This window comes from Pseudomonas sp. BN102 (assembly GCF_029871245.1).
Taxonomy (GTDB): Bacteria; Pseudomonadota; Gammaproteobacteria; order Pseudomonadales; family Pseudomonadaceae; genus Metapseudomonas.
In genome coordinates, this window is record NZ_SSON01000070.1 from 247,965 (window position 1) to 261,095 (window position 13,131).

The 13,131-nt window shown below is 52.5% G+C and carries 15 protein-coding genes; 6 read left to right on the plus strand and 9 right to left on the minus strand.

What is annotated here, in order from left to right; genetic code table 11:
- Nucleotides 1-168: 168 nt before the first annotated feature.
- A complete protein-coding gene (locus tag E8F12_RS17335; RefSeq protein ID WP_280326447.1) occupies nucleotides 169-579 on the plus strand; it encodes a VanZ family protein in 411 nt (136 codons plus the stop codon).
- Nucleotides 580-603: 24 nt separating this feature from the next.
- Here E8F12_RS17335 and E8F12_RS17340 read toward each other — a convergent pair whose 3' ends face one another.
- Together E8F12_RS17340 and E8F12_RS17345 are read right to left on the minus strand one after the other, a co-directional pair.
- Nucleotides 604-1,758 carry an O-antigen ligase family protein gene (locus tag E8F12_RS17340; protein ID WP_280326448.1) on the minus strand — a complete coding sequence of 385 codons (1,155 nt, stop codon included), beginning with the start codon at nucleotides 1,756-1,758 and terminating at the stop codon, nucleotides 604-606.
- A 698-nt stretch (nucleotides 1,759-2,456) separates the two neighbouring features.
- On the minus strand, nucleotides 2,457-2,687 hold the full coding sequence (locus E8F12_RS17345; protein ID WP_280326449.1) for a hypothetical protein: 231 nt from the start codon (nucleotides 2,685-2,687) through the stop codon (nucleotides 2,457-2,459).
- Nucleotides 2,688-3,313: 626 nt separating this feature from the next.
- Here E8F12_RS17345 and E8F12_RS17350 point away from each other — a divergent pair.
- The 5 genes from E8F12_RS17350 to E8F12_RS17370 all read left to right on the plus strand — a co-directional run bounded on the left by E8F12_RS17350 (nucleotide 3,314) and on the right by E8F12_RS17370 (nucleotide 7,201).
- Nucleotides 3,314-4,117 carry a TIGR04255 family protein gene (locus E8F12_RS17350; RefSeq protein WP_280326450.1) on the plus strand — a complete coding sequence of 268 codons (804 nt, stop codon included), beginning with the start codon at nucleotides 3,314-3,316 and terminating at the stop codon, nucleotides 4,115-4,117.
- A gap of 2 nt (nucleotides 4,118-4,119) precedes the next feature.
- A complete protein-coding gene (locus E8F12_RS17355) occupies nucleotides 4,120-4,854 on the plus strand; it encodes a hypothetical protein (protein WP_280326451.1) in 735 nt (244 codons plus the stop codon).
- The gene (locus E8F12_RS17360; protein ID WP_280326452.1) at nucleotides 4,844-5,749 is read left to right on the plus strand and encodes a hypothetical protein; all 906 of its coding nucleotides are present in this window, start codon (nucleotides 4,844-4,846) and stop codon (nucleotides 5,747-5,749) included. Before E8F12_RS17355 ends, E8F12_RS17360 begins: the two co-directional genes overlap by 11 nt.
- A gap of 622 nt (nucleotides 5,750-6,371) precedes the next feature.
- A complete protein-coding gene (locus E8F12_RS17365) occupies nucleotides 6,372-6,707 on the plus strand; it encodes a hypothetical protein (RefSeq protein WP_280326453.1) in 336 nt (111 codons plus the stop codon).
- Nucleotides 6,704-7,201 (plus strand): hypothetical protein, encoded by a 498-nt coding sequence (locus E8F12_RS17370; RefSeq protein WP_280326454.1) that lies wholly within the window; start codon nucleotides 6,704-6,706, stop codon nucleotides 7,199-7,201. Before E8F12_RS17365 ends, E8F12_RS17370 begins: the two co-directional genes overlap by 4 nt.
- A 354-nt stretch (nucleotides 7,202-7,555) precedes the next feature.
- On the opposite strand, the gene E8F12_RS17375 is transcribed toward E8F12_RS17370, so the two are convergent.
- The 7 genes from E8F12_RS17375 to E8F12_RS17405 all read right to left on the minus strand — a co-directional run bounded on the left by E8F12_RS17375 (nucleotide 7,556) and on the right by E8F12_RS17405 (nucleotide 13,094).
- On the minus strand, nucleotides 7,556-8,434 hold the full coding sequence (locus E8F12_RS17375) for a hypothetical protein (RefSeq protein WP_280326455.1): 879 nt from the start codon (nucleotides 8,432-8,434) through the stop codon (nucleotides 7,556-7,558).
- 131 nt (nucleotides 8,435-8,565) lie between these two features.
- Nucleotides 8,566-8,964, minus strand: coding sequence for a hypothetical protein (locus E8F12_RS17380; RefSeq protein ID WP_280326456.1), 399 nt, complete (start codon nucleotides 8,962-8,964; stop codon nucleotides 8,566-8,568).
- On the minus strand, nucleotides 8,948-9,193 hold the full coding sequence (locus tag E8F12_RS17385; protein WP_280326457.1) for a hypothetical protein: 246 nt from the start codon (nucleotides 9,191-9,193) through the stop codon (nucleotides 8,948-8,950). The genes E8F12_RS17380 and E8F12_RS17385 overlap by 17 nt, the downstream gene beginning before the upstream one ends.
- Nucleotides 9,193-9,477 (minus strand): hypothetical protein, encoded by a 285-nt coding sequence (locus tag E8F12_RS17390; protein ID WP_280326458.1) that lies wholly within the window; start codon nucleotides 9,475-9,477, stop codon nucleotides 9,193-9,195. The genes E8F12_RS17385 and E8F12_RS17390 overlap by 1 nt, the downstream gene beginning before the upstream one ends.
- A 161-nt stretch (nucleotides 9,478-9,638) precedes the next feature.
- Nucleotides 9,639-11,411 (minus strand): ATP-binding protein, encoded by a 1,773-nt coding sequence (locus tag E8F12_RS17395; protein ID WP_280326459.1) that lies wholly within the window; start codon nucleotides 11,409-11,411, stop codon nucleotides 9,639-9,641.
- On the minus strand, nucleotides 11,408-12,547 hold the full coding sequence (locus E8F12_RS17400) for an SIR2 family protein (protein ID WP_280326460.1): 1,140 nt from the start codon (nucleotides 12,545-12,547) through the stop codon (nucleotides 11,408-11,410). Before E8F12_RS17400 ends, E8F12_RS17395 begins: the two co-directional genes overlap by 4 nt.
- A gap of 106 nt (nucleotides 12,548-12,653) precedes the next feature.
- A complete protein-coding gene (locus E8F12_RS17405; RefSeq protein ID WP_280326461.1) occupies nucleotides 12,654-13,094 on the minus strand; it encodes a hypothetical protein in 441 nt (146 codons plus the stop codon).
- Between the last annotated feature and the right edge of the window lie 37 nt (nucleotides 13,095-13,131).

Sequence of the window (13,131 nt, forward strand, 5' to 3'; positions counted from 1 at the left end):
ATTCGATTTGGTTGTTGCCTGAACTCCCCGTCGGCGTAAGCGGTTCGCAGTGATCGAGGTGCCGCCGCTCATTCCCTCGCGCCCGGATCGCTCGCTACATCCCGATTACAGGGAATCGATTCGCCCTTGCTTTCACGCTCATTCGAAAACTTGAGAGTCCCAGTCCTCATGCGGTATCTGTGTGTTCTGCTCTTTTTGGCCGTACTGGTGGTCATTCTGTTCGCCGGCTTCAGGCCCCAGCCCTTGCCGGAGGCCGTTGACCAGCAGGACAAGTTGCACCATCTGCTCGGTTTCGCTGCCTTGGTGGTGAGCTCGCGGTTGGCGTTTCCCCGTGCGCATTTCATCTGGCTCCTGGCCTTCAGCCTGGGGACTGGTCTTCTGATCGAATTTGGCCAGGGCTTGCTGCCCAATCGCACACCATCGACCGGCGACATGCTGGCCAACGCCCTGGGCGTAATGCTGGGATGGATCTGCTCGTTGCTGTTGCAAAGTGGGTTGCGTATACGCCGTGAGGGTGCCGCCAGGCTGGAAGGGCAGGCGAAAGGGCGCCCAACTGAGTCGGAGAGATCTCCGCGTTGATGGGCATCACGGCAGGGAGCGCGGTCAGGCTCGTTGCGTTTGCACTACGTGCTTGCCCGGGGCGACCTGGCCTCCGGCGAGCACGGCTATCGCACAGAGAACGACCAGGGTCGCGGCATTGGCCGGGATCTGCAGGTTGAAATCAGTGGTGGAGTGGATCAGCAGGGCGATGATGCCCATTGCCGCACCGAAACCTACCCCCCTGCGGTAAACCGATTCGCGCCGCCAAAGCGCCTTGAACGCATGCCACAAGGCCAGCAGGATGAAGCCTGCCAGTGGGAGGCTGCCCAGCAGTCCGAACTCGACGGCGAACTGGATGTAGTCATTGTGCGCATGGTCGAAGTGAATGCGGATGTCTTCGCCCGGGTACTTGGGGAACACCGCTTCGAAGCTGCCGGCGCCTTGGCCAAGTAGCGGGCGCTCCTGTAGAAGCTGCAGGGCGTAGCTGAACACATCGTCGCGAACTTCGTTGGCCTGCTGGACCACTTCGCCATTCACCACCACATCGTCCAGGCGGGTATCGAGCACGCGGTCCTTGAGCCGCTCCAGCCCGAAATACTGGCTGACCACCAGAACGTCTATGAGGATGATGCTGGCCAGAACCAGGCCGTTGCGCAGGCGGTGCTCCTTCTCCAGCAGCACGAACAGGCCGCCCACCAGCAACAGGCTGGCGAAGAAGGCGGTATTGCCCATGCGCGAGTGGGTCATGACGAGCGCGATGACCATGACAACCAGTGCCAGGCGCAGGCGTGCCTTGGGGCCCAGCAGCAGCTCCATCAAATTGACCCAGCTGAAGGGGCGACCATCGCGCAGAGCCAGTAGCAGACCGATGCCGCAGGCCAGGGTCATTTCCAGGTAACCGGCCAGATGGTTACGGTTCACAAAGGTGCCGGTGGCGTCGCCGAGATAGCTGCTTTTGGGAACGGCCAACAGCCACTCCACGTTGGAAAGGGTCATGAAGGCGCCGAAGAAGGCCTGCAAGGTGCCACTCACCACCAGCGTGCCGAGCAGCAGGTTGAGTCGCTGTCGGGTGTGGAACAGGCTGACCACCAGGAAGAACAACAGGCAGTAGGCCAGACCGAGCATCAGGTACTGGAAGGTCGATCCCTCATCCACAGTCAGTCCGGCCAGCCATTGCACCGCCACCCAGGCCTGCGTGAGTAGGAGCAGCGCAAGCAAGGGCCGGGCAGTTTTAATGGCCTTGTTCCGAGCGCCTCGCTCGGCACCTCCGCGAAGCTGTCCTATCGCCCAGATGCAGCCCAGGCCACCCATCAAAAGGATGAATAGCCCAACCGCCCAATCACGATTGCTGCCCAAGGGAAGTGGCAACCACACCAATACGAAAAGGATCGCAGCGATCAGAAATCCCTCAAGGCGGCTGGTGGGCTGAGACATAGGCAGACTGCTCCGTTGGCTGGCAGACAGGCGCGGCACCTAGCGAATGGCGTAAGTGTAGGAGTGGATGTTGCGGGTAACCATTGCTCGGCAGGGTTCAGGGTGTAGTGCGTCAAACGGGGCCACACTCGCGAAGCGCAACACGCAGGGCAGGGGATTACTCTCGCGCCGGTCCGGCGCGCCTGGCGCTTTGTTCAAGAGAGGCTCAAAGAAGCGCAGACAATTTCCTTCCTTCCGTAGAAAATCAAAAGGCCCGTATTTCTGCGGGCCTTTTTGCAGTTCGAGTCATCGAGTTTTTCCGCACAGCGGTATTTCACGCGATTTTCGAAGCAACACAGCGGCGCCGCTCCGGTAGCCGGGAACGCGGCGAATCGCGCGCACCTCCGCGGGATGGAAGCCCGCGCTACCGTCTCGATCGTCGCGTGTGGCACCCCCCTATCGTGACCGGCAGGGTGGATTTCCTGGTTCAAAAGGAAGGCGGCTCAGAGGTTGACCCCATTGTCCCAGGGATTGCTACTGGCACGGCGATCGCCTTTTCGCCGGTCTTCCTCGAAACGGATCGTTTGACGCCGGTCGGCGGACTGGCGCCGGTCGACCCGCCCACGGGTATCGATCTGGAACTTGGCTGGAGCCGCCTTGGGGCGGGGGCTTTCGTCCGGTTTGGTGGGCTGCAGGCCCAGCTCCTGGAGCTCGGGTGAACCTTCAGAATTCATCGTTGCGTCGCTCCAGTAGCCGGGCACTGCGCCTCGATTTGAAGGTTAGATCGGTACGCTAGTGCAGTGTGCGGCAATGGAGTGAACGGGCGATTGTGCTTACCGAAAGACAGGTGAGCCCAAAAACAAAAGGCCTCGCATCGCTGCGAGGCCTTTTCTTTATATGGTGCCGGCACCAGGAATCGAACCCGGGACCTACTGATTACAAGTCGTAGACTGATGCACCGAGGCTAATGAAGTCTAGTGTAGGGTATGCGAGGGTACAATAGGCTTAACTAGTTGATTATGCGCAGTTTTGGCCGATTTTTGCGGTTCGGCTTGAACTGAGCACTGTACCGCTATTGTACCTTTTCATGAGCACGGCACGCTGCGTATAGGTTCGTATCCATCTACGGCTAGTGGGCTTTGCGGCACCGGCCGCCGGCTATGGCTGCAAAGGGTGACTTTGCTTTGGCCGGGGCGCTTCTCAGGCACAGCGCCGCTTCGCGGAGTGGCTTGCCCAGCCCGCTACCTGCACCGCTTCATTGGTCGAAAATGCGAAAAATCTGACAGTGCCCCCCAAAGCGTTGTGTTTAGTTTGGTGTATAGTTGCACCAGCAAGCCCCTTGTCGCTTCGGATCTTTCTCATGACCACTCGTACTGGCGTACTCGCAAGCTCCCCTCTCACGCACGTGATCGCATCTGTCCGATTTGCTCCCTGGCCGCGCCTCGCCAAGCAGATCGACGACATCCAAGATTCGATGCGGGAAATTGCGCCGCTGATGAATGCAATCCAATTAGAGCAAGTTGGGCCCGACGGCCAGGCTCTTGGGAAGCCTCACCAAGCGTGGGTCTTGGTCGCACCTGACCATAGCTTCGCCATACAATTCGCCCAAGATCAAGTTTTACTTATTGCTTCGAAGTATAACCGCTTTGTGGATTTTTCCTCTAAGTTCGAGCGGGCGCTCTCTACGCTTCTTGAGCATATGAGATTTGTTGATGTTCTGAATATAGGTGTTCGGTACATAGACAGAATTAAGGCGGGGGAGGGAGAGTCTTTATCAGATTATATTTCTGCTTCGTTTCTTCCTCCGGCAGTAGATGGACATGATGCTGTTGGTGGCCATATTATTGCTGAATACTTGAAGGGTGATAATACCAGGCTTCGAGTGAACTCTATGAGTATGCCTAATGCTCTTCCTGTGCCTCAGGATGTGATTGGGTTGCTGATGATGACTAGTGCGACGAATAAACCAATTCAGCTTGATTCGCTAAAGCCAAATGAGTTGGTTTTGGATATGGATGCTATTTTGATTAACCCCGCTCCAGCTAGAATGTCGTTGAGTGATGTCATGTCGCAGTTGGATAGGCTTCACAACGTTGCTAACGATTTCTTCAGGCATGAAGGTGTGTGCACTGAGCACGCCTTCAAAGTCTGGAAAGGAGAGTAAAGATGCTGGTAGACGCATTGACTACTGGTGCTGTTACAAGCCATCTCCAAAACTATGGTGTTGTTTCGCCAGGTAGTTATACATCATCTGCCGAGTGTCCGATTGACTTTGACGCATTGAATCGTTTTGATGATTCAATTTTTAGGGACTTGGGCGAACAGGCTGAGCGAAAAACACTGGTCGTGTCGGGCACAGGGGTTCACCTTTATCGAGGTAAGCCTAAACTTATTCTTGTAATAAATGATGTTGCCAAAGTAGATGGGGTTGAAGTCGTTTCTAGTGAGGCAAGGTCGTCCTATGATTCTGAGGTCGAACAGGCGACTAAGCTGTCTACTAAAGAACGACTCGGCAATGTCCAATCTTGTCTAGATCTTTCAATAACCCAGATGTCTGAACTATTTGGGGTGACTAGAAAGGCTGTTTATGACTGGATGGATGGAGCTGAGCCAAGAAGCGCGGCGCTTAGTCGTATTGTTCTGCTGGAGGACATAATTGCTTCCACCAAGGGAGTGGATCTGAAGCGGCTTAAGACTGTTTGGAATTTGCCGGTGTCTGGTCGTTCATTCAAGCAGGTCCTAGCTGATGACGCCCTAGATAAAGGTGATCTTCTGAAGGAAGCGTTGGCTAAGATTTCAGAACTAGCACCTAGGATGGGGATGGCCAAAATCAAAGGTTCAGACGTCTTCTTGGGCGATGCTCATCTAACTGATATAGATCGGACTACAGATGTCGGATGAGTCTATTTCTGTTTTAACTAAAATCAGAGAGCTTGGCTGGTGGCAGGGCTCGGTGATTGTTGCATCTGATTTGGCCGGCTACATCCCGATTCAAGCAGATGTTGATTTCTGGGTCATTACATCCCAGACATGCAATTTATATAATTATTCCTTCGATAAAGTGCCGAATTTCGAATTGGTAGGTGCCAGGCGGATTGAAAAATGTCTCCCTGGTTTTTCGAAAGGCGACCACCCTAGGGCGTTGCATGTGGAGGCGATACGGCCAGATGAGACTATTTCGCTTGAGATAAATATTCTTCAGCGTCAGTGGCTTGATCGATCCGTTCTTTCAAATCTGCCGCCGGCTTATGCCGAAATTGTGGACTCTATTGATTCTGGCGATCCTGATTTTATAAAAAAGCAATGGCTCGATAAATTCTCAGGTTGGCTTGCTAGGAGCTACACGCGAGTAACACTTCCTGATCAATTTAATCAGGCATTGTCGGAGTGCAAACTTAAATCATATATTGAGGAAAAGCTTGCGGCCAACTCGAATCAGCTGTATGGAATATATTTTTCTTTATCTCCAGACTCGGATGATGAGTTCGCTGGAGCTCTAGGGCTCATGCCTCCGCCATATGCTCTGGAAATAGTTATTGTCTGCCATGGCGATGTAGATCCAGAGCCTTTGAAATCCGAAATTGTCAAAAAAATATTTGATGATGAGGTCAAAGTAAAAGGAGGGGAGGGAAAGAAGACTATGGCGAAAATGGCCGAAGAACGCGGCATTAGAATGTCAAGGCAAGGTATCATCGCACGAACGACAGATGACATTACCTTGAAGGAGTTGCGCTCTCTGACAAGGTATTCGTTTGTAGATCACCTGTCTGACTCTAGCTACTCGCATTCCGAATAGTGGAGTTGCTGATCTTTTGACGGGCTCGACACATGGAGGCTGTGGCCTTTTCGACTTGCATATACCGAATGATTGGTATTTTGCATTCTGAGATTCCAATTTCGGACTCCATACTGCCCACCATACCCTCTGCTCTCAAATAGCTAGCGGGCTCTAAAGCCCGCTAGGCAACAGTCGTGTTTACTAGCAGGTAGCTTTTCTAGAGGGTGCCGATGCGCTTTGCGCCAATGGCGTCTGCGATGTAGTTGAAGGCATCATTCCTTTGAGTTTACGGATGGGGATAAGGGATGAGCAGAAAGCCATCATTGCATCCGCCCACAGTCGTAGAGCGCGTGGCGGGAAGCACGTTTCCTCGGAGGTCTGATCGACCACAAGGGCATCGACAAGGTGCCCTTTGTGGCGCCGCAGTACGCGCCCGAGGGGTAGTCATGGCGCGAGGTGGGTTCGGCGCGGCGGCGGCCGAGGCGTTCGCGGACGTGCCGCCGAGGGGCTGATATCCCGTTGCGTGCAATGAGTTGCGGTTAATTCGACGAGCGGTCGTATTTATCGTTACGTTACGCTCATCTATTTATTGTTACGTAACTATAATTGCTCCATGTCCACCCGGAATGGAGTTGCTGAAATGCCCTTCCTCAACAACGGTCAAATCCGCTACCACGTCGCCATAGCCGCCGACGAAGGCCAATCGAAACTGGCCCGCGCCCTGGCCTACTGGCAAGACCTTATCGAGCTTCACGTGATCCAAGATCACACGCCAGGCACTGTGGAGCTTCCTGCCAAGGTCGTCGAAAACCTGTCGCGCACCTGGGCGGCGTTGAGCACCGACTACCAACACGGCGACGTAACCATTGAAGAACTGCGCGGGTTCGTCCAGGCCTTCACCAGTGCGGCAGGGCTCAACGCAGAACTCAGCGGCTGGGCACAGGAGGCCTTCGAGTGGATAGGCGGTGAAGCATGATCGACGCCAACGACAAGCAAACCCAGCTCTTCGCCCTGGACGAGCAGCGGGCAAAGGCGAAGCGAGGTCGTCCGGTCACCGGCAAGGCGATCAGCAATGCCGACCGGCAGCGGGCCTACCGAGAGAGGCAGAAAGCGCAACGTAACGACAATTCAGAAGCCGAGCAGCAGCGGGCAATCGCTGATATGCAGGAGGCACGTTACAACCACGCTGTGAGCGAAGTTAATAAGCTCCTGATTCGGATCCAAGAACTGGAGTTGCAACTAGCGCAAGGAAACGAAAAATCAGACAACGAAACGATCGGCGTGTGGTGCATCGAAGTCAGGCGGATGGGCAAAAAGAAATGGGAGATCTGCGGAGACGCCTGCACTAGCTTCGTCGAGGCGAAAGAGTCGGTGGACTACATGCAATTCCAATCAGGGACCGGCCAGCTGGATACTTGGCGAGCTTGCCGGGCTGACGGAATGATGTACTGGCCTAACGCTCCAAAATAGCCCGACAGGCTTCCTGTAGGGCCGCTATCCGGGCGTCAAGATTGGCTCCCCCTCATCCAGCTGGGCCACCTTCGCGCGCAGCTTTCGCACCTCAGCCACCAATCGCGGGTAGTCGCCCAGGACGTGCAAAACAGCGTCCTGCGGGTCGCGCATGGGCGCGTACAGGATCGCGTCACGTAACAGAAATTCGGGGATTTCGGCGAGGAAGGGCGCTCAGGCATACCCATAATCTACGTTACATTAAATCGGCCCCGGAGCTTACAGCATTGTCCGGAGCCGATTAAACGTAACGTCACACATTAGCGGGGCTTAAGTCCCGCTAATGCAATAGTGGTGCTTGCAAGGCCAGGTCATCTAGAGGGTGCCAATATGTCTTGCACCAAAGGCGTCTGCAATGTAGTTGAAGGCATCCACGAAAGCCTTCTCATCGGCTGCCAGAGGGGCGTAGGCCACCATCTCCGCTTTGTAATTGACGCTCTCGGAAACGAATAGCGGCACCATCGTGGCCGTCAGGTCGGACGGATTGAAACTGTCCAGGAAGTGCAGGCGCAGGAACGACGTTTGTGTGCTGATACGGTAGCTCTCGTTGATGGCCTGACCAGGACCAAGATCGCCGGCGTCTACCTTCACTGGGACATTGAAGTGATAGACCACCTCGCCGGTATCCTTACGAGCGAATTCCAGTCGTGCCAGAAAGCCCCGAATGTTGAGGCCAGAGTTGTTCTTGGCGGTGTAGTCCAGCTTCATGATGCCTTGACCGCCAGAACCCTTGCGGTACTCGAAGCCGGTCACGATGTTGGTGAAATCGAGCTGCAGGTTGTCTTGGAGTTGCTGGATACGTTTCACGCGGTGATCCAGGCGGGTGATCCTGTTCGAGTCCGCCGTCTGAGCCTCCGCGAACACCAGCTTACCGATCGCGATCACGTCATCAACAGTTCGGCCGTTGACCACCTTGTCACGGCGGGAGTAGATGCGGTCATTGGACTTCAGTTCGTACTCGCTCCCAGCCAATGCCTGGTAAGCCAGTTTCTCGTAATTGTTGAGAGTGAGCAGCGCGCCAGCTAGCTGTCGGGCTTTCTCTTTGTCCTGGGCTTCAACTTGCGCCACGATGGCAGTGGTCTGCTCATCGTAGTTGGTGGCATTGATGTTCTCGAATGCCAAACCACCGTGGCTCTCACCGCAGCCGGTAAGGGTGAGAAACGCGGCGAATACGAGGGGACTGAGACGCTTCATTAAAAGATCCTTCCATTGGGGCTTGGAGTCATCACATCCAGCGAGCAAATGCGCGAAAACGGCGGGTTGCTTTCTCATCGCATCCCTGCCATTGCTGAAAGTCATGAGGGGGATAATAAGGCAAAAGGCCATCATTTGTTTCGGTGAATCCAGAAGAAGGCATCCGCGCATACGGACAACCGCAGCGCGTGTTCGCCGTTCTGGCGAAACCAGTTCAAGGCGTAGGTGAGGTTTCCACTGCCATCGGCCCAGAGAGGCAGCAACGCATCCGACACCTCTACGACCCTTACTCCGATGCCCTTGGGACCCAGCACCAAATCCACGGTTATGGTCTTGTCCAGGAGCAGAGCGGCACTACCTAACACGCGGTTTAATGCTGGAACATCGAGGTCGAGCGAAACGCCCGGCCGCAGATTGGTGGCCAGCTTGCGTTCGAATGGGTTCTCCGTCAGTTCCCAGGTTCGGAATTCAGAATGTGGGGCGTCTGCCTCTTGCAGATACCGGAGATCGCCATCAATTTCGAAGGTCATCGGCTGTCTCCTGCAACTGGAGCAGTTTCGCTGTGTGGTAGGCATAACGCTCGATGCTGTGAGCCAACCACCACAGCCGCAATACCGCCCACAGGGGCGCAGCCTCGACATCCAGCTGACGCAGCGCTGATTGCGTGGTCATCTTGAAGGATTCGATACCCGTCACCTGCTCAGCATTCCCCACTAGCCGAGCTGCCCGCAGGGCCACTTGTTGCTTGAGTCGCAGCATCAAGTCCTCCTTGCGTTGACCATGCTTCTTAACGCGCTGATGCGATCTCGGTCACTTGCACCTTGTAGGGTGTTCAACCGAGCGGCCAGGGTTTCCGCTTCAACGAAGGAGGAAAGCGTTGGATGGCGAAGGGGGAGGGGGGCCGGCCAGCTCTGGCCGATGGCGACCAGTACCAGGTTGCCGGAGTTGTCCACGGTGACATGAACAATTGCATTGAGGTGGTTCAGTTGCTTGTCCAGGCACTCGACGAGATCGCTAGGGAATGTGCTGGGTTGGGGGAACATTGCTGTACTCCTCTGAGGGGGAGCGTGCAGGTTCAACCCCGTCGAGGTGTGTCACAAGCTACGTAGTTGCATCGAGCTTGACCAAGAGACGGCTATGAGACGACCGGCAGAAAGCGGCCATTAGCTGTCATTTGTTAACCTCACTGCGCGGCCAACAAAGCTTAGATCAAGGCATCATCCCACAGATCCTCAAGATCTACGTCGTCGCTGCTAGGGCGATGTGCCTTAAGTAGTGGGTCAACTTTTATTATCATCGGAAGGTCAAATGCTGTCCCAGTTACAACACAGCACCCCTTGGCAAGAGTTGGAATAAGCGCTCTAGATGAGGTGTCCAAGGTGCTAATGGTGTTGTCTAGCAGCTTAAGGTCACGATCATTGACAAGCCGGTGAATAAAGAAATTGTGAACCTGAGAGACTACGGTTGGTGATATATCGGCTGGCCGCTGACTAGAGAGTGTCAAGTACGCACCGTACTTACGACCTTCTTTTATGATTTCTTCAAAAAGCTCAAGCCTGTAGTCCTTCCAGACCTCATGCTCTCTTGCCGACTGCTCTGAAAGTATATTGTGCGCTTCATCAATAATCAGATGAAGGGTCTTATTTGGAGGGCTTTTTACAGTGTCCTTGTGCTTTGCATAGATACTTTTTGCGATCAAGAGCGGAAGAATTTTCTTCATATCGCTCTTACACCGCTTCAGCGAGATCACATGCAGTAGATCAGAGGGAGGATGTCCACCGGTCAGTTCAACCACCTTTCGTAGTTCTGTAACCGAGGACTTAGCGCGAGTGAGCACTGGCTGAATATGCTCATACTGCGCATAACCCAGCACCACATCAGAGCATAATTGCAGATAAGCCCTTAAAAGGAACTCATCAAACTGGTCTAAATAGTCCAGATCTATACGCTGCAATATAGGTAGTATACTTTCCGTAAAGCCTGCCCCATCAGAGTTATACCAAGGCCCGTTATTGCTTTTGAATGAGCGATTGGCAAAAATGTACTTAATCTCTTTAAGGTGAGTCTGCAACGCCTGCGAGTCGACTATCCGAGCAATTTCTCTGCTTAACTCTAAAGCATCTGGCTTTGCTTCGCCCGAACTGAACGCTCTCTCAAACACTTTCAAAAAAAAGTTCTTCAGAGAGTCAGGGCTGGATTTAAACATCTCCCTACCATTAACAACTCTACGAATGAAGGGCTGCTGCGTATTTGTTGTGGCCTGAAAAAGTAAGCTCAGGGTTTCAACATCCCAGAAGTGGGATGATGACAATTTCAGTTTGTCGCGGGGCTTCTTCTGATTTAGTATCGTTACTCTTTTTTCGCTTAAAGGAAGTATCTGGTCTTCCGTGTACTCGCCATTGAAATCAACTATTATAAAGCTGCTTTTATCCTTAAGGATTTCATGCTTTTGCTTAAATAAGGTCGTGTATAGCTTTGCTAGCGTATTAGATTTTCCGCTGCCCGTATTTCCAAAAATCCCTAGGTGTCCATTGAATATCCGAGCCCAAGGCAAGTTGACTGCAACATCTTCCTTTAACATCACGCCAATAGAAAAGTCTCCACGCCCTTCTTTTCCGTATATCCTAGCGACCGCAGGCTCACTGAGCAGTGAAGCCACATCGCGGATCATAGGCATATACTTCACGCCCTCTTGAAAAACGCCATCAACAATGAATCCGATTGGCCTTACATCAACCCTTCTTGTATAAACTGCCTTCCCGCTCTCAGCGTCAACATTCCGCTCGTCTAAAAACTCACCTTCTACCAAGCAAACAATATCTATAAATCCACGCTGGATAGAGATGTGCTCCCGGATCGAAATTCCTCGATACTTCACGCCATTATAAAAAATGGATTCCTGATTGGAGTCTTCAAATATCCTCAATGATATTTTGATGCCCGAAACTGCAATTACCTCACCGACCACCAGGCTCATAAATCTTCCTCAGCGTCAGGAGGGCTATACACTTCAGGTTTTAGTGAGAATATGTATTTATTAAAATTGGTGAAATCGAGAACCTCACCATCAGGCGGGCCAATTACGTCTACGTTATTCCAGGCCTTAAAATCACCGGCCAACTTCTTGGCACCTGAGACGCTATAGCAGCAGACATATGCTTTCAATGTTGGATTGGTAAGCGAGCGCTGCACCAACTTCAAGATGTGCTCGTCAGCGAACGAGAACCCAAACGTAATCAAGATTGAATTAGGTTTTTCCAGCTCGTAACTTAGAAGCCGAAGCATCTGATAATAATGCTCTTCGAATACCGTCTCATGAAACTTCCATTTGGTTGGATTTACGATGGGCAGTGCATTATAGCTATCCCAGAAACCACTAACTTCTCCCGAAGTCAGTTGCACGGAAGGAATTTCCTCCGTCGTTCCCCCTTTAGTAACGAGGTACTCTGAATAGGCTTCGAGCTTATCGAGGGTTCTTGCTGACAAAAAATTAGAAGGGCGCGCATCGTAATCAACTTTAATCTTATCTGAATCTTTGGCCCAATAAACCGAGCCATGCAGGTTGATTAGATTTATTTGCGGTATCCCGTAGTTGTGCCGCTCAAAAGCACTCGCCTGGCATTGGAATCGATGAAAATTCTTTATGTGGAGATGCTTGGTTCGGAATCCAGCGGTGCCATCGTTAACAGCAAACTGATGTGTATCATCAGTCAATATTGAATCAGCAGCAAAAGGTAAACACCCATCGTAATTTGTTGTAAATACATTTACTTTGCGACTAAGATCCTTTCGCTTATCAAGCAAGCCGATGATGGTCTTTATCAATTCCTGATAGTTCTTGGAGTTCGCTTTTTTCTTGCCTCCGCCACTGCGTTCAGGGTTGTAACTCTGAACTGGACTTATGCAAGTATTGTAATAGTGCATAAAGAGAGCCGTCTTCCTTTTAAGGTCGCTCTCATATCTTGTGGCCAATGTTTCAATAGTCTCCCACTCAGACCGATTATTGGTTATCGCTAGTCCCAGCGTGGGAAACAAATCAGCAGAAGCGCCAGACCCGATAAGAAGATTTATATTCTTGTTGTATATATCGACAGGTGGAATTGATATGAACATGCAATGCTCCGTTGCGATGTCGACTCCCTAGAGTCTAATTTTTTAGATACTGTCAACCCTGATTTTCCGTACTATCTAAGCGGGTCTGATATTTCTCATGCGGGACTCAAACGACCAGCCCTACTTGCTGGCCGACAATTCGGGTTCCGAGGGCGAGTGCTTCCGAAACCAACATGCGTGCAATTTCTTTCCCGCCTTTAGCTGCGGTATCCCCCAAACGCTCTCCAATTGACGCTTTCCCTTGTAAACTGGACGGCATTGCACGCAAAACCTCTAGCCCCTTGCTGGTAAGGACAACCTCAGCTACGTAGAACCCGTTCTCTGCTTTTGCAGTGATATATCCTGCGCCCTCTAACCAACGGATACATGCAAAGAAAAATTCCGCCTCTTTGGATGGCACATCGGCTCCGAGGTGCTCATTGAATACAGTTGAACTGGCAACGTAGTCAGCAGCTCGAAGCAAGCACGGCACGGGAAAATTCAGATAAAGCTTGGCGAACACTTCTCCAGTTATTTCGTCGAACCGCTCAATATTACTCAATGCCATTCGGTCCTCCCCATTATTGATCAATGGCAACCTTGTG